The organism is Acidocella aminolytica 101 = DSM 11237 (assembly GCF_900129125.1).
Classification (GTDB): Bacteria; Pseudomonadota; Alphaproteobacteria; order Acetobacterales; family Acetobacteraceae; genus Acidocella; species Acidocella aminolytica.
Genome location: NZ_FQVJ01000004.1, coordinates 122,814 through 142,687, shown reverse-complemented (window position 1 = coordinate 142,687; position 19,874 = coordinate 122,814). Strand labels below are relative to the sequence as shown.

21 protein-coding genes and 2 tRNA genes are annotated in these 19,874 nt (G+C 60.6%); 19 read left to right on the top strand and 4 right to left on the bottom strand.

The features are described 5' to 3' along the window. Position 1: 1 nt before the first annotated feature. Positions 2 to 1,075, bottom strand: a complete 1,074-nt coding sequence (locus BUB54_RS03765) for a site-specific DNA-methyltransferase (RefSeq protein WP_048879058.1) — start codon at positions 1,073 to 1,075, stop codon at positions 2 to 4. Between the two features lie 205 nt (positions 1,076 to 1,280). Between BUB54_RS03765 and BUB54_RS03760 the strand changes: the two genes are divergently transcribed. From BUB54_RS03760 to BUB54_RS03740, 5 genes are read left to right on the top strand one after another with little or no spacing between them, the layout of a single operon-like run. After that, complete coding sequence (locus BUB54_RS03760) at positions 1,281 to 1,577, top strand: AtpZ/AtpI family protein (RefSeq protein WP_052948366.1); 297 nt, start codon at positions 1,281 to 1,283, stop codon at positions 1,575 to 1,577. 56 nt (positions 1,578 to 1,633) lie between these two features. Continuing rightward, a complete protein-coding gene (locus BUB54_RS03755; protein WP_048879059.1) occupies positions 1,634 to 2,386 on the top strand; it encodes a F0F1 ATP synthase subunit A in 753 nt (250 codons plus the stop codon). 39 nt (positions 2,387 to 2,425) lie between these two features. Further along, complete coding sequence (atpE, locus tag BUB54_RS03750; RefSeq protein ID WP_048879060.1) at positions 2,426 to 2,662, top strand: ATP synthase F0 subunit C; 237 nt, start codon at positions 2,426 to 2,428, stop codon at positions 2,660 to 2,662. A 1-nt stretch (position 2,663) separates the two neighbouring features. Beyond that, the gene (locus BUB54_RS03745; protein WP_048879061.1) at positions 2,664 to 3,236 is read left to right on the top strand and encodes a F0F1 ATP synthase subunit B family protein; all 573 of its coding nucleotides are present in this window, start codon (positions 2,664 to 2,666) and stop codon (positions 3,234 to 3,236) included. A 3-nt stretch (positions 3,237 to 3,239) separates the two neighbouring features. Further along, complete coding sequence (locus BUB54_RS03740) at positions 3,240 to 3,752, top strand: F0F1 ATP synthase subunit B family protein (protein WP_048879062.1); 513 nt, start codon at positions 3,240 to 3,242, stop codon at positions 3,750 to 3,752. A gap of 150 nt (positions 3,753 to 3,902) precedes the next feature. Here BUB54_RS03740 and BUB54_RS03735 read toward each other — a convergent pair. Continuing rightward, a tRNA-Cys gene (locus tag BUB54_RS03735) sits at positions 3,903 to 3,976 on the bottom strand. Positions 3,977 to 4,140: 164 nt separating this feature from the next. Between BUB54_RS03735 and BUB54_RS03730 the strand changes: the two genes are divergently transcribed. The 6 genes from BUB54_RS03730 to BUB54_RS03705 all read left to right on the top strand — a co-directional run bounded on the left by BUB54_RS03730 (position 4,141) and on the right by BUB54_RS03705 (position 10,551). Continuing rightward, positions 4,141 to 4,797, top strand: a complete 657-nt coding sequence (locus BUB54_RS03730; RefSeq protein ID WP_048879063.1) for a protein-L-isoaspartate O-methyltransferase family protein — start codon at positions 4,141 to 4,143, stop codon at positions 4,795 to 4,797. Between the two features lie 20 nt (positions 4,798 to 4,817). Continuing rightward, entirely contained in the window at positions 4,818 to 6,329 is a 1,512-nt protein-coding gene (locus BUB54_RS03725) for a TolC family outer membrane protein (RefSeq protein ID WP_048879064.1), read from the top strand. Positions 6,330 to 6,338: 9 nt separating this feature from the next. Continuing rightward, a complete protein-coding gene (locus BUB54_RS03720; RefSeq protein WP_048879065.1) occupies positions 6,339 to 7,028 on the top strand; it encodes a DUF2497 domain-containing protein in 690 nt (229 codons plus the stop codon). A gap of 81 nt (positions 7,029 to 7,109) precedes the next feature. Continuing rightward, on the top strand, positions 7,110 to 9,755 hold the full coding sequence (locus BUB54_RS03715; protein ID WP_373318311.1) for a valine--tRNA ligase: 2,646 nt from the start codon (positions 7,110 to 7,112) through the stop codon (positions 9,753 to 9,755). Beyond that, complete coding sequence (locus BUB54_RS03710) at positions 9,752 to 10,189, top strand: GNAT family N-acetyltransferase (RefSeq protein ID WP_048879067.1); 438 nt, start codon at positions 9,752 to 9,754, stop codon at positions 10,187 to 10,189. Before BUB54_RS03715 ends, BUB54_RS03710 begins: the two co-directional genes overlap by 4 nt. Positions 10,190 to 10,215: 26 nt before the next feature. Then, the gene (locus tag BUB54_RS03705) at positions 10,216 to 10,551 is read left to right on the top strand and encodes a hypothetical protein (protein ID WP_048879068.1); all 336 of its coding nucleotides are present in this window, start codon (positions 10,216 to 10,218) and stop codon (positions 10,549 to 10,551) included. 20 nt (positions 10,552 to 10,571) lie between these two features. Here the strand turns inward: BUB54_RS03705 and BUB54_RS03700 are convergent, their stop codons facing one another. Together BUB54_RS03700 and BUB54_RS03695 are read right to left on the bottom strand one after the other, a co-directional pair. Continuing rightward, the gene (locus tag BUB54_RS03700) at positions 10,572 to 11,321 is read right to left on the bottom strand and encodes a GDSL-type esterase/lipase family protein (protein WP_048879069.1); all 750 of its coding nucleotides are present in this window, start codon (positions 11,319 to 11,321) and stop codon (positions 10,572 to 10,574) included. Next, positions 11,318 to 12,151 carry an undecaprenyl-diphosphate phosphatase gene (locus BUB54_RS03695; protein WP_048879070.1) on the bottom strand — a complete coding sequence of 278 codons (834 nt, stop codon included), beginning with the start codon at positions 12,149 to 12,151 and terminating at the stop codon, positions 11,318 to 11,320. Before BUB54_RS03695 ends, BUB54_RS03700 begins: the two co-directional genes overlap by 4 nt. Positions 12,152 to 12,239: 88 nt before the next feature. On the opposite strand from BUB54_RS03695, the gene BUB54_RS03690 reads away from it, so the two are divergent. From BUB54_RS03690 to acnD, 8 genes are all read left to right on the top strand, one after another. After that, the gene (locus tag BUB54_RS03690) at positions 12,240 to 13,406 is read left to right on the top strand and encodes an MFS transporter (RefSeq protein ID WP_048879071.1); all 1,167 of its coding nucleotides are present in this window, start codon (positions 12,240 to 12,242) and stop codon (positions 13,404 to 13,406) included. Further along, a complete protein-coding gene (locus tag BUB54_RS03685) occupies positions 13,403 to 14,623 on the top strand; it encodes an SLC13 family permease (RefSeq protein ID WP_048879072.1) in 1,221 nt (406 codons plus the stop codon). The genes BUB54_RS03690 and BUB54_RS03685 overlap by 4 nt, the downstream gene beginning before the upstream one ends. A gap of 52 nt (positions 14,624 to 14,675) precedes the next feature. After that, positions 14,676 to 14,843, top strand: a complete 168-nt coding sequence (locus BUB54_RS20675; protein ID WP_158320114.1) for a hypothetical protein — start codon at positions 14,676 to 14,678, stop codon at positions 14,841 to 14,843. A 22-nt stretch (positions 14,844 to 14,865) separates the two neighbouring features. Then, positions 14,866 to 15,207, top strand: coding sequence for a hypothetical protein (locus BUB54_RS20670; RefSeq protein WP_148359205.1), 342 nt, complete (start codon positions 14,866 to 14,868; stop codon positions 15,205 to 15,207). Beyond that, positions 15,113 to 15,985 (top strand): N-formylglutamate amidohydrolase, encoded by an 873-nt coding sequence (locus BUB54_RS03680; protein ID WP_244890745.1) that lies wholly within the window; start codon positions 15,113 to 15,115, stop codon positions 15,983 to 15,985. Before BUB54_RS20670 ends, BUB54_RS03680 begins: the two co-directional genes overlap by 95 nt. Positions 15,986 to 16,306: 321 nt before the next feature. Next, positions 16,307 to 16,399 (top strand) — tRNA-Ser (locus BUB54_RS03675). Between the two features lie 195 nt (positions 16,400 to 16,594). After that, complete coding sequence (locus BUB54_RS03670) at positions 16,595 to 17,275, top strand: GntR family transcriptional regulator (RefSeq protein WP_048879074.1); 681 nt, start codon at positions 16,595 to 16,597, stop codon at positions 17,273 to 17,275. Further along, on the top strand, positions 17,272 to 19,869 hold the full coding sequence (acnD, locus tag BUB54_RS03665; RefSeq protein WP_048879075.1) for a Fe/S-dependent 2-methylisocitrate dehydratase AcnD: 2,598 nt from the start codon (positions 17,272 to 17,274) through the stop codon (positions 19,867 to 19,869). The genes BUB54_RS03670 and acnD overlap by 4 nt, the downstream gene beginning before the upstream one ends. The last annotated feature ends 5 nt before the right edge of the window (positions 19,870 to 19,874 follow it).

Here is a 19,874-nt window from a genome sequence, read left to right as displayed (position 1 = left end):
TTTACCCCTCCTTGTTTTCCTTGCGCAGCACATCCAGCGCTAGCAACTGCCCGTCCCGCTCATAATGCCAGAAGGTCCAGCCATTGCAGCTTGGCGCGTTCTGCACTGCCGCCCCAACCTGGTGAATTGAGCCGCGATGCGGCCCACTCACAAGCCCGCCTTCGGCCGTGACCTCGGCGGCAAAACGGCGCTGCTTGTCCATTACCTGCGTGCCGGGGCGGATAATGCCACGTTCCACGAAGCTGCCAAAGGCGATTCGCGGAGTCTCCCGGCCGGAGGGCGGCGCCACCACGGCGTTGCGGGGTGCGCGCTCCTCCGCTGCCAAGCGGCCCCAGGCGGCCTCCACATAGGCTGGGTGGCGTTCAATGCCAATAAAATGCCGGTGCAGCCGCTTGGCCACCGCCGCAGTGGTACCAGAGCCCAGAAACGGGTCCACAATCACATCGCCTGGCCCGGTTGAGGCCATAATCACACGGTGCAGCAGCGCCTCGGGCTTCTGGGTGGGGTGTAGCTTTAGCCCGTGCACGTTTTTAAGACGTTCATTTCCGGTACAAAGTGGCAGGGTCCAGTCCGAGCGCATCTGCAAATCATCGTTCAGCGCCTTCATGGACTGATAATTGAATTTATATCGGCTCTGCTTGCTCTTGGCCGCCCAGATCATCGTCTCATGGGCGTTGGTAAAGCGCCGCCCCCGGAAATTCGGCATGGGGTTGGTCTTGCGCCAGATCACATCGTTCAGAATCCAGAATCCGAGATCCTGCATCATCGCCCCAATGCGGAAAATATTATGGTACGAACCAATGACCCAAATTGTGCCATCCTTATTCAAAACCCGGCGGCATTCGGACAGCCAGACCTTCGTGAAGGCATCGTAGGCGGCGAAATCGTCAAACTTATCCCAATCATCATCCACGCCGTCCACCACACTGTCATCCGGGCGGCGTAGTTCGCCCCGAAGCTGCAGATTGTACGGCGGGTCCGCGAACACACAGTTCACCGACGCATCGGGCAGCATGCGCAGCATTGTCCCGGCATCACCGAGAAGAATCTGATCCAGCGGCAGTTCGCGCAGCATTTCCACAGGCACAGCGGGTCCTCAAATTTAAACGACTCGCGAATAAGTGACGAACCGTCCGTAACCGCGTCAACATTTCAGCTTGTATAATTTTGGCACAAAAGACGCACATGCACTATAACGCGTCTTCATTCTTGACAGTGCCAGGGGGGGAGGATAGCAACCGGCCCAACCTCTCTGGCGGTTTTCCGCAGGAGACAGGTGCATGAGCGACGGGCCGGAGAAAAAGGCGTTTGAGGTAAGGTTGAAGGCGGCTGAGGAAGCTGCCAGCGGGCCCAAACGTCCTGAGTCGGGCAAGAGCCAGGCGGCTTCGGCGCAACGCGCTGTGGAGCTGGCAACGCGCCTGGGGGTTGAAATGGTGGCCGCGATGGTCATCGCCGTGGTAATAGGGTGGGGGCTGGATAAGCTGCTCCACACGCAACCGTGGCTGATGATCCTCATGGTCCCCGTTGGTTTGGCGGCCGGTCTGCGCAATTTGTTGCGGGCAGACCGCGGACGGTAAGGTTTTAAGGTGCCGCGCGAGCGGCGGAACAAGACGGCTTCAGGCAGGGTAAATACATGGCGGGACCATCGATCAACGCGCTGGAACAATTCAGCCTGACCACGGGTCTCGGGCCCATTGGTCGCGCCGTCAATTTCACCAACTCGAACGAGGCAATGCTGGCCGCAGCGGTCATCATCGTGGGGATGTTCGCGGTCGGCCTGCGGGCCCGCGCGTTGGTGCCAGGCCGTATACAGGCGCTGGTTGAAGTGCTGTATGAGTTCGTCCACAATATGTGCACGGACACAATCGGTGAGGAAGGGCGTCGCTTTTTCCCGCTGGTCTTCACCATCTTCAGTTTCATCCTGCTCGGGAACCTGATAGGCCTTTTCCCCTATTTCTTCGCCTTCACCTCGCATATCGCAGTGACCTTGGCGCTGGCCTTGTTCGTGTTCCTTTTCTCGACTGCCGTGGGGTTCTACACGCACGGGGTAGGCTTCCTGAAATTCTTTGTTCCCGCCGGTGTGCCGGGCTGGCTGCTGCCGCTTCTGGTGCCTATCGAGATCATTTCCTACCTCTCCCGTCCCGTGTCCCTCTCTGTCCGTCTTTTTGCCAACATGACAGCCGGACATGTGATGTGGGAGGTGTTCGCCGGGTTCATGCTGCTGCTGGTGGCCGGGTTCGGTGTGTTCGGTGCCGTTGCTGCGATCATCCCTCTGGGACTGAACGTCGCGCTGGCCGCGCTTGAGCTTCTGGTGGCGGGGCTGCAGGCCTATGTGTTTGCCATCCTCACCTGCCTGTATCTGCACGACGCCGTGCATATGCACTGATCTGACCTACAAAAAGTTTCTTCGAAAAGGAAAAGTTAAATGGATCCTCAGTCTGCCGCTTTGCTCGCCAAGGATGTCGGTGCTGGCCTCGCGACCATTGGTGTCGCCGGTGCTGGTGTGGGTATCGGCAATCTGTTCGGTTCTTTCGTGTCTTCCGTCGGCCGTAACCCGGCTGCCCGCGACGCGATGTTCCGCGACGTTCTGCTCGGCTTCGCGCTGACGGAAGCAGTGGCACTGTACGCGCTGGTCATCGCGCTTATCATTTTGTTCGCCTAAGATGCGCTGGTTCAGCGCCGCTCTGTTGCTGACGCTTGCCCCCTCCGCCGCGATGGCTGAGGGAAGCACGATGCCGCAGATGAATTTCTCCAACCCGCTCACCCTCGACCAGGTGGGCTGGATGGCGGTGATTCTGGTGGTGCTTTACGTCGTGCTGTCGGGCTGGGGGCTGCCGCAAATTGGCAAGGTTCTTGAGAACCGCGCCGCTGTCATTGCACGTGATCTTGCCGCGGCCCGTGCCGCCAAGCAGGAAGCAGACAAGGCGGCGGCATTGCAGATTGCGACACTCTCCGCAGCGCGCTCCAACGCTCAGGCTGAACTGGCAAAGGCAATCGCTGCCGCCAAGGCCGAGGCCGCCGCCAAAGCCGCCGCGCTGGACGCGAAGTTGGAAGCCAAGCTCGCCGAATCCGAAGCGCGAATCGAGGCCGCCCAGGCCGCTGCCATGGCAGCCATCAAACCTGTTGCTGCGGAAGCAGCCAACAGCATCCTGCTCAAGCTGACCGGTTCCGTGCCAGGCCAGGACGAGCTAACCCGGCGTGTTGACGACGCGCTGGCGGCACGCAAGGCGGCGTAACAGATGGAATACGAAGCTCTCAAAGCACATTTCTGGGCCAACGGCACCTTCTGGGTTACGGTTGCGGTCCTTATCTTTGCCTTCGTTGCGGGGCGCAAAGTGTTGGGCGCGATAGGTAACTTGCTGGATGCGCGGACCAAGGCGGTGCAAGCCGCCTTGGATGAAGCCGCACAGCTCAAGGCGGAAGCCGAAGCTATTCTGGTCGACGCCAAGGTCAAGCAGGAGCAGGCGGCGAAAGATGCTAAGCATATTCTCGCCACGGCGCACGCCGAAGCCGAGCGTCTTGCGAACGAGCTGGCTGCCGAGGCCGAAGCCACAGCCCGCCGCCGTGAGCAGATGGCGATGGACCGGATTCAGGCAGCGGAAGCAGCGGCCGTGAAGGAAGTCCGTGCCGCGGCGATTGATATCGCGACGGCGGCGTCTTCCGCTTTCTTGCGCGATACCGTGAGCAATGACACTGATGCCGCTCTGATCGACCATGCCATTACCGCTTTGCCCAAGGCGTTTCGCGGCTGATCTGAGCGTCCCAAACATAAAAAAAGCCGGTTCCGGGTTTCCGGGCCGGCTTTTTTTTCGTCTGGATACCGGATGAGCACAAAAAACGCCTATTACGGTACGTAATAAGAGTTAGGTTGGCTATCATGTTTTTGGGAGCCACGCTTTGCGTGGAGGTCCGGGCGGGAATCGAACCCACATTCGCGGATTTGCAGTCCGCTGCATCACCACTCTGCCACCGGACCGGCTTGGTGCGGCCCCTATATCTCTGTCCGCGCCGCGCCGGTCAAGCCGCCTTTCATATTTAAAAGACAATTCTTCCGTCAGGTGTGCCAAGCTAGCGGGTACAGTTGAGTTTAATACCGCGCCGCCGCTATAAGTGTCGCACTTGCGAAGTGGAAAGGGTTCCATGGCTGATTTGGATGCTTTGGCGATAGCGCGCGACAATATGGTGGATTCGCAGGTCCGCCCTAATCATGTGCATGACCTGCGCATAACCGAGGCGATGCGTTCGTTGCCGCGTGAGGCTTTCGCCCCCCTGGGCGCGCTGGCTTATTCCGACGCTGATCTGCCGCTGGGCGGCGGGCGTTTCATGTTGAAGCCGATGATTATGGCACGGCTCGCGTCGCTGGTGTTGCAGGCCAATCCCGCACATGTTCTGGTGATCGGCGCGGGGAGCGGTTATCTGGCCGCTGTGCTGAGCCTAGCCGGGGCCGATGTGGTGGCGCTGGAAGAAGAAACGCGCCTGACCAACGATGCTCTGGCGCGCTATGCCTCCAAGGTGCAAGCCGCAACCGGCCCGCTTAAGGCTGGTTGGCCTGCCTCCGGGCCTTATGACGCGATTCTGATCGAAGGCGCGGTGATGGAGATTCCGCACTCCCTGACCGGTCAGTTGGCCCCTGGAGGCCGAGTCGTGACCATTATTGCCGATGACAGCGCCTCCGGCGCGCTGGGCCGTGCCGTGGTGGCGGAGTCGGCGGGCGGTGCTTATGGGCATGTTAAAGCGTTTGATTGCACGGCGCGTCTGCTGCCGCAATTCACACCTGCACCGGCCTTCAGCTTCTGATTATCGAAAGGAGCAGCCTTTTGCCGCGCGCTTATATGCTTTCAGGAATGGCGCTGGCGGGGCTGACGCTGCTGCCTATTTCCGCCTATGCCGCACCGCCCGCGACCCTCACGCAGGCGCTGGTGGCAGCCTATTATAATAACCCCACTCTGCAACAGCAACGCGCTGCGCTGCGTCAGGCGGATGAAGGGGTGCCGACGGCTTTGTCCGGCTGGCGGCCGACCGTAACGTTCCAGGGCGATGCGGGGCGGGTAACCGGGTCTGAGAAATACAGAAGCTCGGCTTACGACCCGACGACGCAGAAATATGTGACCACCTCCTCCAAGGTGCCGGAGAATGGTACTGAGACAAGTGCCCAGGTGACGGTGACACAGCCGATTTATTCAGGCGGCAAGGTGGTCGCGCAGACGCGGCAGGCGAAAAATGCCGTGTATGCGGCGCGGGCGCAGTTACTGGCCACGGAACAGACCACGTTTCAGAACGTGGTTCAGGCCTATGTGACCGTGGTGCAGGACCAGAAGCTGCTGGCGCTGCAGCATAGCAACCAGCAGGTGCTCACGCGCCAGCTTCACGACACGCAGACGCAGTTCAATATCGGTGAGATCACCATGACGTCCGTGGCGCAGGCGCAGGCCTCCTTGGCGCAGGCCAAGCAGCAGGTGGCTGTTGCCGAGGGCAATTTGAAAATGGCGCGTGAGAATTTCCGCCAGCTTGTGGGGGAAGACCCGGCTGATAATCTGGCCCCGCCGCAGCCGCTGGTGCTGCCGGTGGATAGCGCGGTAAAGGCTGGCGCCTTGGCGGTGCGGAACAACCCCAATGTTGTTGCCGCGAAATTTACAGATGCGTCCGACAAGGATGCCGTGGATGTGGCGTTCGCGGCGTTGATGCCGCAGCTTACCTTCCAAGCTTCGGCTTATGATCTGTCCGGCAGTTCCGGGCAAAATAATTACACCAGCGGGGCATCCTTTATCGGCCAATTGACCGTGCCGCTGTACCAGGGTGGCAAGGAATATTCAGCGATCCGGCAGGCCAAGGCCAAGCAGCAGCAAGATTTTGCCGCGATTTTGGCGGCGCAGCGCAAGGCGTATTCCGATGCGACGCAAGCCTGGCAGGGGCTGGATGCGGCGCGGACCTCGATTCTGGCCTCCAACGCGCAAATCAAAGCGGATGCAGTGGCGCTGGATGGCACTGAGCGCGAGGAACTAGTGGGTACGCGCACTACGCTGGACGTGCTGAACGCGCAGGAAGCCTTGCTGACCGCGCAGATCCAGCAGGTGCAGAGCATTGGGCAGTTGGTAACTTATTCCTATAACATCGCCGTTGCAATTGGGCGGCTCACCGCCAAGGATCTGGACTTGCCGGTGCATGATTATAACGACCAGAAATATTATGACGCCGTGAAATACGCCGGGATAGGCACAGGCGGTGGAGCGGATGCGGCGGCCGGAATCGCGCCGGATGGGGAGATGCTCAATGCGCCGCCAGTGTCTCCGATTGTGCCTGTTTCCAGCGCGGCGCCAGCAACCCCTTGAGGAGGCAGAATGAGCGAAAGCGACGGCATTTCTAATCATTCCGGCCCGGCCAGCGCGGCGGAACCCTCGATGGAGGAAATTCTGGCCTCCATCCGCCGTATTCTCTCGGAAGAAGAGGAAGCGGTGCAGCGGGCGCAGGTGCCAGATGATGAGTTGCTGCTGGATGCCAGCATGAGGGTGCGGGAGTCTGATCTGTCGGATACTGCGACGGAACAACCCGCCCTTGAGCCTGAGACCGAGCCTGCGCCGGTGGCGGAACATTTTGCCACCGACCCGGCGTTGCATATTCAGCCGATGCAAAAAGATGAAGAGGAACTGGCGCCGATTACCATTATGCCTGACCCTGAATCCGTGACGCAGACATTGGATGTGCATTTTCCGCTGTTGGCGGAAACAGGGGGCGCCATGGCGGCAGACCAAGAAAAGGATGTGAACATGGAAGAGCAAGTGCAACGCCCGGAAGGGCTGGTTGGCGAGCAGGCCGTGTCTGAGATTAGCAACTCCATTGGCGCGCTGGTACGCAGTGTGAGCGTGGAGCGTGCCGCCTCGGTTGGCCGTGCGGGCATCACCATTGAGGATATTGTCCGTGAGGAGGTGAAGCCGGTGTTGAAGGCGTGGCTGGACACACATCTTCCCAGCTTGGTGGAGCGTATGGTGCGTGCCGAGATCAACCGCGTGATGGACCGCGCCCAGGACTAAGCCGGTTGTTAAAGGGGCGTGCCGGCGCCCCCTGATTATTTAATGTAAGACGCGCCTCCTGGCGGGCGTTGGGGTTTTTTCGTGACAACATTGGACAAGAATTTCGAGCCGTCCTCCGCCGAGGCGCGGCTTTATGGTGGTTGGGAAGCTTCGGGCGCGTTCGCGGCGCGACCGGAGCGTGAAGCGGACCCGTACTCCATCATGATCCCGCCGCCGAACGTCACCGGCAGCCTGCATGTGGGCCACGCGCTGACCATGACGTTGCAGGATATTCTTGTCCGGTTCCGGCGGATGCAGGGGCGCGACGTGCTCTGGCAGCCAGGCACCGACCATGCGGGCATCGCCACGCAGATGGTGGTGGAGCGGCTGCTGGATAAGGAAGGCGTGTCCCGCAAAGATCTGGGGCGCGAAACGTTCCTCTCTCGCGTGTGGCAGTGGAAGGCTGAGTCCGGCGGCAATATCACCCGGCAACTGCGCCGCCTGGGCGCCTCGCCGGATTGGGCACGCGAGCGCTTTACCATGGATGAGGGGCTTTCCGTGGCGGTGCGCGAGGTATTCGTGCGGCTGTTCGAGGAAGGGCTAATTTATCAGGACAAGCGGTTGGTGAACTGGGATACCCAGCTGCAGACCGCGATCTCCGACCTTGAGGTGGAGAGTCGGGATACCAAGGGGAATATGTGGTATATTCGCTACCCCGTTGAGGGCGGCGAAGAGATTATCGTCGCCACCACCCGGCCGGAGACAATGCTGGCGGATATCGCCGTGGCGGTGCACCCGGAGAATGAAAAGTTCAAGCATCTCATCGGCAGACATGTGGTGCTGCCGCTGACGGAGCGGAAAATCCCCATCATCGCGGACGAGTATGCCGACCCTGAGAAGGGCACCGGGGCGGTGAAGATAACGCCCGCACATGATTTTAACGATTTTGAGGTTGGCAAGCGGCATGGGCTGGCCATGCCCTCGATGCTCGACAAGCAGGGCAGGATCACGCTGGCCGAGCTGGGCGAGATGCCGGAGTTTGTGCGCTCGCTTGAAGGGCAGGACCGGTTCGCGGCGCGTAAACTTATCGTGGCGGAGTTGGAGGCGCGCGAACAACTGGTGGAGGTGAAGCCCCATCCGCATGTGGTGCCGTATGGCGACCGCTCGGGTACGGTGATTGAGCCGTTTTTGACCACGCAATGGTATTGCAACGCCTATGTGCTGGCGCAGCCTGCCATCAAGGCGGTTGAGAAAGGGCACACGCAGTTTGTGCCCAAGCAGTGGGAAAACACCTTCTTCGCCTGGATGCGCGATATTCAGCCCTGGTGTATCTCCCGCCAGCTTTGGTGGGGGCACCGGATTCCTGCTTGGTACGATGAGGCGGGCAAAGTGTATGTGGCGCGCACCGAGGAAGAAGCTCAGGCCAAGGCCGGGGCGGGTGTGGCGCTCACGCAGGATGAGGATGTGCTGGATACTTGGTTCTCCTCCGCACTCTGGCCGTTCTCGACCCTGGGCTGGCCGGAGCAGACAACGGAGCTGGCTAAGTACTACCCCACCGACACGCTGGTGACGGGGTTTGACATCATTTTCTTCTGGGTGGCCCGGATGATGATGATGGGGCTGCATTTCATGGGCGATGTGCCGTTCCGCACCATTTATATTCACGGGCTGGTGCGTGACGAAAAGGGACAAAAAATGTCCAAGTCCAAGGGCAATGTCCTGGATCCGCTGACGCTCATCGACAAATTCGGCGCGGATGCGCTGCGCTATTCCGTGGCCGCCGCCGCGGGCCAAGGGCGTGATGTTAAGCTGGGCGAGAAGATCGTCGAGACCAACCGCGCGTTTATCACCAAGATATGGAATGCCGCGCGGTTTCTGGAAATGAACGGGGTGAAGCCGAACTCGGATTTCAGGCCGCAGGATGCAACGCTGCCGCTCTGCCGCTGGGTGCTGGCGCGGGCGAATGAAGCGATTGAGGCTGCCACGGCGGGGCTGGAGGCGTATCGCCCGAATGATTATGCCGCGGCCTGCTACCGGTTTGCCTGGGGTGATGTGTGCGACTGGTTTATCGAACTCGCCAAGCCGGGGTTTGCCAGCGAGGATGCGCCGGAAATTCGTGACTCGGCGGCCTATGTGCTGGGCGTGTTGCTGCGGCTGATGCACCCGCTGATCCCGTATGTGACCGAGGAGCTGTGGGATCATTTCGGCTATGGCGCGGCATGCTCGCTGATTTCCGCGCCCTGGCCGGTGCCGGTGAAGGTGAGCGGCGCTGAGGCCGCACAGGATGAGCTGAACTGGCTGGTGGCGCTGATTTCGGAAATCCGCACCGTGCGGTCTGAGATGAACGTGCCGCCTTCGCAGAAATCCCCGGTGTTTTTGCAGGACGCGGTGCGTGAAACGCTGGACCGGGCGCAACGCTGGTTTGAGGCAATCTCCCGCTTGGCGCGCGCCTCTGAGATTGGGGCGCTGAACGGTCCGGTGCCGAAGAATGCCGCGCAGGCGGTGCTGGGTGAGGCGACGATTATCCTGCCACTGGAAGGATTGATTGATCTGGAGGCCGAGAAGAAGCGGCTGGCCGGGGCGTTGGCCAAGGCGGAAGGCGAGTTGAAAAAGGTGCAGGCGAAGCTGGCCAATGCCGATTTTGTTGCCCGTGCGCCGGAGGCGATTTTAGATGAACACCGGGATCGCGAGGAGAGTTTCACCAACGAGGTGAAGCGCCTCGGGGCCGCGCTGGCGAGGCTGGCATGAGGGTGCGTGCCCTCCACCCGGAAGACAGGAACGGGTGGGAGGAGCTCTGGTGTGGCTATCTGCGCTTTTATGACCAAGTGCTGGCGCCGGAGGTGACGGACACGATCTGGGCGCGCTTCCTGGACCCTGCCGAGCCAATGGAAGCATTGGTGGCAGAGGAGAATGGCGTGCTGCTGGGGTTGGTGCATTGCGTATTTCATCGCGGTACTTGGTCTGTGAATGATGTCTGTTATCTGGAGGATCTTTTCACCGCTGAGGCCGCTCGGGGCAGAGGCATTGGCCGGGCGCTGATCGAGGCCGTGTATGCGCGGGCACGTGAGATGGGCTGCGGCCGGGTTTATTGGCTGACGCACGAGACCAACAAGACCGCTCAGGCGCTGTATGACAAGCTGGCGGACAAGCCCGGCTTTATTCAGTACAGCAAGCTGGTGTGAGGGTGCGGTGAGCCCGTTGGGCGGGGATGAATAATCTTCTAACTCTGCTGATGCTGGCTCTGGCCGCTATTCTGGAGGTGGGTGGCGATGCGCTGGCGCGGACCGCGCTGCATCCCCACGCGCTGCCGGTGCGGGCCGGGTTTTTTGCGGCGGCAGCGGTGGTTTTGTTTACATACGGCGTGATGGTGAATTTGCCGCCCTGGGATTTCGGGCGGCTGCTGGGCGTTTATGTGGCGCTGTTTTTTGTAGTGGCGCAGATCGTGAATTTGCTGGCCTTCGGGGTGAGGCCGGATCTGCCGGTGCTGGTAGGCGGTGCGCTGATGGTTGCGGGCGGGCTGGTTATGACTTTCTGGAAGGCCTGAGCCAGCCGCCGCATGGTTGGTTAATGGACGTATTTCTTCACATACGGCGCCAGAGCCTCGGCGATGAGGGTCATGCCCTCACGGTCCGGGTGCAAGGCGGGTTCCGGCGGGGTCATGCGCGGATCGACATAGAGGTAGGCGTCCACCTTGCCGTTTTTAATGAATAAATGCCGCAGATCGATGAAGGTGACGCGCGGGTTGCCCGCGTAATGCTTCGCCAGGGCAGCGTTGGTGGAGAGGGTTTGTTCGCTAATCCATGCGCTGCGGATGGAAGGCAGTACGCCCAGCAGCAGGATATGCGCGTTGGGCAGACGTTTTTGTGTGTTGCCGACCACTGATTCGATAGCGGGCGCGGTCATGTCCGTTCCCCAATGGGTGTGGCCGAAATTATTGGCGCCGATGAGGATGATGGTGAGTTGCGGGTTCAGCCCGGCCACCTGGCCATGGTCCAGACGCCAGATGAGGCTGGCCGTTGTGTCGCCGACGAAGCCGAAATCCAGCGCGCCGTAGGGGGCGTAATATTTGTTCCAGACGGGCTTGATGTCGTCATAGCCATGCCCGCCTTGGCGCTGCCAATAATAGGTGATGGAATCGCCCAGCCAGACAATTTTCGCAGTCGGGTCGGCGTCGCGTTCAGCCAGTGTCTGGTGCCAATGGGCATCCCACCAACGCAAGTTCGTCCGGCCGATGGGGGCTTCGGCGATGTTGAATTTGGCATGTGCGGCAACCGGGACGAGCAGCAAGGCCGCCAGCAGAAAAAGCAGCTTCATAGTCCGGCCTGCAACAGCAGAAATCCGCCAATACCGGCGATGGCGCAATAGAGCGCGAAGGGGCGCAGCGCCCATTCATCGTGATTGCTGAAATAGCGCATCAGGAAGGCGGTGCTGGCATAGGCCACCGCGCCCGCGACAATAGCCGCGACCAGAGACAGGCCTAACAGATCATGAAGTTGGTGGGTGTGGATGAGTTTGGGCACCTCCGCCACACCGGCGGCGAAGATGATCGGCGTGCCCATCAGGAAGGAGAATTTCGCTGCGCCGGCATGGGAGACGCCGCGCGTGAGCCCGCCGACCATGGCCGCGCCTGAGCGCGAAAGGCCGGGCAGGAAGGCGAGGCACTGGAACAGCCCGATGATCAGCGCGTCTTTGTAGGAAATGTTGTTTTCTCGGCTGGCGCGGCCGCGCAGGCGCTCACCCAGCATTAGCAGGCCGCCGTTGAGCACGAGAAACACGCAGGCGATGAGTGGGGTGCCGAACAGTAGCGCAATATGTTTCTTGAACAGCCCACCAATGATCACGGCGGGAATGGTGGCCACCACCAGCTTGAAGAACAAGGACCGGGCGGACGCGTTTTCAGACGCGTGGCCCAGTCCCAGCACGCCGCGTGCCATGGTCAGCCATTCAACGAAGAAATAGGTGGCGAGCCCGATGGCGGTGCCCAGATGCAGCATAACCAAAAACGGCAGAAAGCCTGGGGATTCCTGGTGGATATGCCATTCCAGCAAGGCGGGCACCACAACCGCGTGGCCCAGCGAACTGACGGGAAACAGCTCTGTCGCTCCTTGCAGGATGGCAAACAGAACGGCGTGCAATAAATCCATAAATCCTCCCAGCGGGTATGGCGCGCCGCACCTGGGCGCCCCATTTGCTGCTTCGCAGAAATTTTGTCCGCCGTTAAGTCAGAGGATCATGTCTGAAACCGTACCTTCCCGGCCAATGGTCGGGCTGCTGGCCGCGTCCTGCGGTTTGGCCGTCGCGAATATTTATTACTCCCAACCGCTGATTGAGCTGATTGGCCCGGCTTTGCATATGGGGTCGCGGGCGGAGAGCCTGATTGTGAGCCTCACCCAGCTTGGCTATGCGGCGGGGCTGATTTTTCTGGTCCCGTTGGGGGACTTGGTGGAGAATCGCCGGCTGGCGGTGGCGACGATTCTGGCGGCGATTCTGCCGCTGGTGCTGGCCGGGCTGGCCTGGAATGGGCCGGTGATGCTCGTGGTTTCAGCGTTGATCGGCCTGACCTCTGTGGTGGTGCAGATGCTGATTCCGCTGGCGGCGCATCTCACGCCCGAAAGCCATCGCGGCCGGGTGGTGGGCAAGGTGATGAGCGGGCTGCTGTTTGGCATTCTGCTCTCGCGGCCGGTGGCTTCGGTGATCGCGGCGGTTGGGTCCTGGAGGCTGGTGTTTTTTCTCTCCGCCGGGGTCATGGCGGGGCTGGCTTGGCTGCTCAGCCATAAGCTGCCGCGCCGGGTGCCGCAGGTGCGGCTGCATTATGCCGCGCTACTGTGCTCGGTGTTCATCTTGCCGGTGAAATTTGCAGTGCTGCGCCAAAGGGCGGCTTATCAGGCGGCGTGTTTTGCCGGGTTCTCGCTGTTCTGGACCGGGGCGCCGTTGCTGCTGGCGCAGGAATTCGGGTTCACTCAGCGCGGTATTGCCGTGTTTGCGCTGGCGGGCGCGGCGGGGGCGTTTGTGGCTCCGGCGGCGGGGCATCTGGCGGATCGCGGCCATACCAAGGCGGGGACGATTGGTGCGCTGTGCGGCGTGGTGGTGGCGTTTGGCATCGCGGCGCTGGGGGCGGAACTGCACGCGGTGGTGGTGCTGGCATTCGCGGGGATTGTGCTGGATTCGGCGGTGCAGACCAATCTAGTGTTGAGCCAGCGCTCCATTTACATTCTGGCGCCGGAACTTCGGTCACGCATGAACGGGATTTTTATGGCGATCTTCTTTCTCGGTGGGGCTGCGGGGTCGGCGGTGACCGGGCTATTATTGACCGAGGCGGGATGGAATGGGTTGTGCGTGCTGGGTGGCGCGCTGCCGTTGCTGGCGTTGGTTTATTTCAGTTTTGCCCGGCAGGCATGAGCCAGGCCGCCATCCTGCTGATGGTTGCGGCCAGCCTTGTTGGCATGATGATCCGCCCGTTTGGGGTGAAAGAGGCTGTGCCTGCTCTGGCAGGGGCTGGAGTGCTGGTGTTGGCCGGGGTGATAAGCCCGCTGGTGGCCTGGCGTGCGGCGGGGCAGGGGACGGAGGTGTATCTGTTCCTGGTCGGTATGATGCTGCTGGCGGAACTGGCGTTGCTGCAGGGCGTGTTCGCCTGGGCGGCGGCTCATCTGGCGCGGCGGGCGGGAGGCTCGGCTTGGCGGTTGTTCACGCTGGTATATGGGCTGGCGGTGGGGATTACGGCGCTGCTTTCCAACGATGCGACCGCCGTGGTGTTCACCCCCGCCGTGGTCGCCATGGCTGAGGCCGCCGGTGTGGCGGAACCTCTGCCGCATCTGCTGATCTGCGCTTTTGTCGCGAATGCGGCGTCGTTTCTATTGCCAATTTCAAACCCGGCCAATCTGGTGCTGTTTGATGGGCAGATGCCCCGGCTTGGGGTGTGGCTTCATCTGTTTGGGTTGGCCTCGGTGATGGCGATTTTGGCGACCTATGTCGGGTTGTGGCTGACCCAGAGGCGGCATTTGCGGGCGGCGCCGCGCGTGCCCGGGGCTATTCCAGCTTTGAGCCTGGGCGGGCGTTGGACGCTGGCCGGGTTGGGCGGGGCGGCGGTACTGCTGGTCTTGGGGGCGGCGCTGGGCTGGCCGTTGGGGCTGTTGACCTGCGCACTTGGCGTGGCCTGCGTAGCGCTGGTGGGCATTGTGGCGCGGCACCCGCCATGGCAGGTGGTGCGTGGTGTGTCCTGGAGTGTGCTGCCGATGGTGGCGGGGCTGTTTATCATGGTCGCAGCGCTGGACAAAGCCGGGCTGGCGCGGGAGTTGGCCACATGGGCGGGCTCTGGCTTGGTGCCGGTGGCCGCCGGGTTGGCGCTGTTCAGCAATATTGCCAATAATCTGCCGGTGGGGCTGCTGGCGGCGCATTTATTCGCGGGCGCGGCGCCTGGCGTGAAGGCGGCGGCGCTGGTGGGCGTGGATTTGGGTCCGAACCTTTCGGTAACCGGCTCTCTGGCGACGATTTTGTGGCTGAATGCGTTGCGTCGCCATGGCTACGAAATGAATGGCTGGCGGTTTCTGGCGCTGGGAGCGGTGATGATGCCGCCCGCCTTGGGGCTGGCGCTGTGTGGTCTGTGGTTAAGTTTGTGACTTTCTGGTAACTTAAAGTTGTTTTGTCTGGTCTCGCTTCTGGGAGGAGGGAATGGGTTTGGCACGCGACGCGGCGCGGGGGGCGGACCGGAATTTTGTGACCGTGCTGGCGGAGCGCGCGGCGGGCTTTGCCGTGCTGGCGCCGCTTTTGGCGCTGTATCGGCTGGTCAACCCTCTGCCTACGGCCAGCGGACAGGTGTTTCCAGGTATGCCGGGGTGAATACTCTCAGTATTGTCGTGAATTGCTGACTGGCGGACGGCTGGCGGCGTTGGCCTTGGTGCACCATCTGCCCGTTGGTGCCCTGGCCGGAGGTTCTGGTGCTGGCGGGAAGCGCCCGGGGGCGTTTGGGTTGGTTGCCTGCACGCTGGCGCCGAGCCATGGGGGAGATAGTGCGCCGCCCGGGGCAGCCTTTATTCGCGCGGCAGGCGGTGCCGTGACGCATCGTTTCCCTTGCCGGGAGGACGTCATGCTGGTTGAATATGAAGCTCATGGAATTTCCGCCCATCACATTGCGTCTGCCCGAGCGGCCCGTGGCGGGTATCGTGCTAACCTCACCCCATTCGGGAAGCCGGTATTCGCGTGAATTTCTTGAATCTTCACGGCTGGATTCGCTGAGTATCCGTGGCTCGGAGGATGCGTTTGTTGATGAGCTGTTCGAGATGGCGCCTGATTTGGGCCTGCCATTGCTGGCAGCGCAGTTTCCCCGGGCTTGGTGCGATGTGAACCGGGAGCCGTGGGAGCTTGATCCGGCAATGTTCACAGACCATCTGCCTGATTATGTGAATACCACCAGCCCGCGTGTGGCGGCGGGGCTGGGTACGCTGGCGCGCATTGTGGGGGCAGGAGAGCCGATTTATACTCGTAAGCTGAGCTTCCAGGAGGCGCAGGCGCGGGTGGAACAATGCTGGCTGCCGTTTCATGAGGCGCTGGCGAAGTTGATTGACGATAATCTGGCGCGGTTTGGGCATTGCCTAGTGCTGGATTGCCACTCCATGCCGACGCCATTGTCTCGGTTGGGCGGGCGGCCCGATGTTGTTCTGGGAGATGGTCATGGCACGAGCTGTTTGCCGGCCTGGTCCAATCATATCGCGGCGGGGTTTGGGCGGCTTGGTTTTTCCGTCCGCCGGAATGACCCTTATGCCGGGGGGTTCATCACCCGCCATTATGGCAATCCGCATGAAGGGGTGCAGGTCATGCAGATTGAACTGGCGCGGGGTCTTTATATGAACGAGCGTCAGTTCACCCGTAAGCCGGTCTTTGAGACGCTTCGGCAGAAACTGACTTGCTTTCTAGAAGGCGTGATTGCTACTGAGCAGAGCTGGGGCGCGCGCGGCCCTGGCTTGGCGGAAGCCGCAGAATAAAAAAAAGGCGGTGCAATGATGCACCGCCAAGTTTAGGGAGGAAACGTCCAAGAAACAGGGGAGAAACTCACCCTGTAGGAGGTTTATACCGCAAATAATGCTGCACTGCAAGAGAAATTTTGCGTTGCAGCATGACGTGGGCTTGGTTTCTAGAAAAATGTTGTTTGTCAGTTGGTTGGTGGACATTTTTGGGAGTTTGACCGGATGACGGGCCGGTTATAGCTATTATGAACGATTATTGCCGCCTTTGGGCTTTACCTTCGCGCGGCTGACCATTATGAGCAAACAGCGGCGATTCCACGTGTAGTGGAAACCTGCTGCGGAGGGGTGGCCGAGAGGCTGAAGGCGGCGGTTTGCTAAACCGTTATACGCTGTCAAGGCGTATCGTGGGTTCGAATCCCATCTCCTCCGCCATTATATTTTCTGAAAATCGATGTTCTTTGCGCAAGCTCCGGTTCTTAGGCCGTGGGTTTTTTTGTGCGTTTGCGGCGCGAGAGAAATTTCTGACTTTATATGGTTGTTGACAATATAACAAATATAGCTCATTTTTTTGCTGCGAAAAAAGTTATTTTATAGGTTATTGTCAACAATAATTGAGGGTCATCGGTGATGATAGCGTCCCTGCCGCCTGAGAGTGAAACCCTTACCGAGCAAGTGCTGCGGCAGCTTCAGGCCGCGATCGTGAAAGGGGAGATTGCGCCTGGTGCCAAGATTTCCGAGCCTGAACTGGCACGGGCTTATGGGATCAGCCGGGGGCCGTTACGTGAGGCGTTGCACAGGCTCGAAGGCCAGAAGCTCTTGGTGCGGGTGCCGCATGTGGGGGCGCGGGTTGTTTCTTTGAGCCGTGAGGAACTGAATGAGCTTTACCAGATACGGGAATCGTTGGAGGGGCTGGCCTGTCGCCTGGCTGCTGAACATATGAGCCCGGCGGAGGTGGATGCCTTGCGCGCGGTGCTGCGGGCGCATGAGCAGGATGAAGCCTTCCAGGCCGGGCGGGGTTATTATCAGCAGGAAGGCGATTTCGATTTTCATTACAGGATCGTCAAAGCCTGCGGGAACGCCATGCTGTTCCGCCTGTTATGCGATGAGCTTTACCAACTCGCGCGTATGTACCGGATTCAATATTCCGCGACGCCCAACCGTCCGGCCCAGGCGTTCGCGGAACATCATAGAATTCTGGATGCTATCTCGGATGGTGATGGTGAGTTGGCGGAGCTGTTGATGCGCCGCCATATCCGTACTTCGCGGTTGAATATCGAACGTCAAAATTTGCAGGAAACGAAAGCATGAACACGAAATTCCGCAAGCCTCTGAACGATGCGGGCGTTGATTATTTCGACGCGCGCGCGGCGGTAGAGGCGATTTCTCCCGGTGCGTATGAGACGCTACCTTATACGTCTCGCGTACTGGCTGAAAACCTGATTCGGCGCTGCGAGCAGGCACTTTTGAATGATGCGCTGAAACAGTTGATTGAACGTAAGCGCAATCTGGATTTTCCATGGTATCCGGCACGGGTGGTCTGCCATGACATTCTGGGCCAGACGGCGCTGGTCGACCTGGCTGGGCTGCGTGATGCCATTGCCGAGAAAGGCGGTGATCCGGCCAAGGTGAATCCGGTTGTGCCGGTGCAATTGGTTGTGGATCACTCGCTGGCCGTGGAACATGCGGGGTTCGAGAAGAACGCCTTCGCGCTGAATCGGGTCATTGAGGACCGGCGAAATGAAGACCGCTTTCATTTCATCAACTGGACGAAAGAAGCGTTCGACAATATCGATGTTGTGCCCGCGGGTAATGGCATCATGCATCAGATTAATCTGGAACGGCTTTCGCCTGTGATTCAGCTGACGAACGGCGTGGCCTTCCCGGATACGCTGGTGGGCACGGACAGCCATACGCCGCATGTGGATGCGCTGGGCGTGATTGCCGTTGGCGTGGGCGGGCTGGAAGCCGAGAATGTGATGCTGGGCCGCGCCTCCTGGATGCGGTTGCCGGATATTGTGGGGGTGGAGCTGACTGGGCGGCGTCAGCCGGGCATTACCGCCACGGATATTGTATTGAGCCTGACGGAATTCTTGCGTCGTGAGAAAGTTGTGGGCGCGTATCTTGAGTTTTATGCAGAGGGCGCGCGCAGCCTGACAGTCGGCGACCGGGCCACCATCTCCAACATGGCGCCGGAATATGGGGCCACGGCGGCGATGTTCGCCATTGATGAGCAGACCATTGATTATCTGCGTCTCACTGGCCGTGAGGTGGCGCATGTGAAGTTGGTGGAGGATTATGCCCGCGCCGCTGGGCTATGGGCGGATATGCTGACGAAAGCCCGTTACGAGCGTGTGTTGAGTTTTGATCTTTCCTCCGTGGTGCGTACGCTGGCCGGGCCTTCCAACCCGCACAAGCGTTTACCGGTTGCCGATCTTGCCGCGCGAGGCGTGGCGGCACCTTGGAAGGAGGAGCCGGGGAAGATGCCGGATGGGGCGGTGATTATCGCGGCGATTACCAGCTGCACTAACACCTCCAACCCGCGCAACGTGATTGCCGCCGGGCTACTGGCGCGCAATGCCAATCGCGCCGGGCTGGTGCGTAAGCCGTGGGTAAAATCCTCGCTGGCGCCGGGCTCTAAGGCGGTGGCGTTGTATCTGAATGAGGCCGGGCTGACGGCGGAGTTGGAAAAGCTCGGCTTTGGCATTGTCGCTTTTGCCTGCACAACCTGCAATGGCATGTCTGGCGCGCTGGACCCGAAGATCCAACAGGAGATTATTGACCGGGATCTCTACGCAACCGCCGTGCTGTCAGGAAACCGGAATTTCGATGGGCGGATCCATCCGTATGCGAAACAGGCCTTCCTGGCATCGCCGCCTTTGGTGGTGGCCTATGCCATTGCGGGGACGATCCGGTTTGATATCGGGCGCGATGTGCTGGGGCATGATACGAACGGCAAGGAAATCCGGCTCAAGGATATCTGGCCCTCGGATGAGGAAATTGACGCGGTGGTCACGGCCTCGGTGAAGCCGGAGCAGTTCCGCAATGTGTATGAGCCGATGTTTGGCCAGCGTGCGACGCGGCAGAAGGTGAGCCCGCTTTATCCGTGGCGACCGCAAAGCACATATATCCGCCGCCCGCCTTATTGGGAGGGGGCGTTGGCCGGGGAGCGCACGCTGAAGGCCATGCGTCCTCTGGCGGTGCTGGGGGATAATATCACTACCGACCATCTTTCGCCCTCAAATGCGATTCTGCCGAGTTCGGCGGCGGGTGAGTATTTGGCGAGGATGGGCTTGCCGGAAGAAGATTTTAATTCTTACGCGACGCATCGCGGGGATCATCTGACCGCACAGCGCGCCACGTTCGCCAACCCCACGCTACTGAACGAGATGGTGCGCAATGAGGATGGCAGCGTACGCAAAGGCTCGCTGGCCCGTGTGGAGCCGGAAGGGCAGGTGACGCGGATGTGGGAGGCGATTGAGATCTACATGAACCGCCGTCAGCCGTTGATTATCGTCGCGGGCGCGGATTATGGGCAGGGTTCCTCACGCGATTGGGCGGCGAAGGGCGTGCGCCTAGCAGGGGTGGAGGCGATTGTGGCGGAAGGGTTCGAGCGAATCCACCGTACCAATCTGATCGGCATGGGGGTACTGCCGCTGGAGTTCAAACCCGGCACCACCCGCCTGACGCTAGGGCTGGATGGTACTGAGACCTATGACGTGCTGGGCGAGCGCAAGCCGAGCGCGGAACTGACTTTGGTGATTCACCGCAAGGATGGCGATGAGACGCGTGTGCCCGTGATCTGCCGTTTGGATACTGCGGAGGAAGTCTCGATTTACGATGCCGGCGGGGTGCTGCAACGTTTCGCGCAGGACTTCCTGGAAGCCGCGCAGGCGGCGGAGTGAGCGCC

Bases quoted from the DNA above. Each gene is read 5' to 3' on its own strand.
- BUB54_RS03760 (WP_052948366.1), top strand. From the start codon at position 1,281: ATGAGCGACGGGCCGGAGAAAAAGGCGTTTGAGGTAAGGTTGAAGGCG.
- BUB54_RS03765 (WP_048879058.1), bottom strand. From the start codon at position 1,075: ATGCTGCGCGAACTGCCGCTGGATCAGATTCTTCTCGGTGATGCCGGG.
- BUB54_RS03670 (WP_048879074.1), top strand. From the start codon at position 16,595: ATGATAGCGTCCCTGCCGCCTGAGAGTGAAACCCTTACCGAGCAAGTG.
- BUB54_RS03740 (WP_048879062.1), top strand. From the start codon at position 3,240: ATGGAATACGAAGCTCTCAAAGCACATTTCTGGGCCAACGGCACCTTC.
- BUB54_RS03690 (WP_048879071.1), top strand. From the start codon at position 12,240: ATGTCTGAAACCGTACCTTCCCGGCCAATGGTCGGGCTGCTGGCCGCG.
- acnD (WP_048879075.1), top strand. From the start codon at position 17,272: ATGAACACGAAATTCCGCAAGCCTCTGAACGATGCGGGCGTTGATTAT.
- BUB54_RS03680 (WP_244890745.1), top strand. From the start codon at position 15,113: ATGGAATTTCCGCCCATCACATTGCGTCTGCCCGAGCGGCCCGTGGCG.
- BUB54_RS03695 (WP_048879070.1), bottom strand. From the start codon at position 12,151: ATGGATTTATTGCACGCCGTTCTGTTTGCCATCCTGCAAGGAGCGACA.
- BUB54_RS03705 (WP_048879068.1), top strand. From the start codon at position 10,216: ATGAATAATCTTCTAACTCTGCTGATGCTGGCTCTGGCCGCTATTCTG.
- BUB54_RS03755 (WP_048879059.1), top strand. From the start codon at position 1,634: ATGGCGGGACCATCGATCAACGCGCTGGAACAATTCAGCCTGACCACG.
- BUB54_RS03730 (WP_048879063.1), top strand. From the start codon at position 4,141: ATGGCTGATTTGGATGCTTTGGCGATAGCGCGCGACAATATGGTGGAT.
- BUB54_RS03720 (WP_048879065.1), top strand. From the start codon at position 6,339: ATGAGCGAAAGCGACGGCATTTCTAATCATTCCGGCCCGGCCAGCGCG.
- BUB54_RS20675 (WP_158320114.1), top strand. From the start codon at position 14,676: ATGGGTTTGGCACGCGACGCGGCGCGGGGGGCGGACCGGAATTTTGTG.
- BUB54_RS03685 (WP_048879072.1), top strand. From the start codon at position 13,403: ATGAGCCAGGCCGCCATCCTGCTGATGGTTGCGGCCAGCCTTGTTGGC.
- BUB54_RS03700 (WP_048879069.1), bottom strand. From the start codon at position 11,321: ATGAAGCTGCTTTTTCTGCTGGCGGCCTTGCTGCTCGTCCCGGTTGCC.
- BUB54_RS03710 (WP_048879067.1), top strand. From the start codon at position 9,752: ATGAGGGTGCGTGCCCTCCACCCGGAAGACAGGAACGGGTGGGAGGAG.
- BUB54_RS03745 (WP_048879061.1), top strand. From the start codon at position 2,664: ATGCGCTGGTTCAGCGCCGCTCTGTTGCTGACGCTTGCCCCCTCCGCC.
- atpE (WP_048879060.1), top strand. From the start codon at position 2,426: ATGGATCCTCAGTCTGCCGCTTTGCTCGCCAAGGATGTCGGTGCTGGC.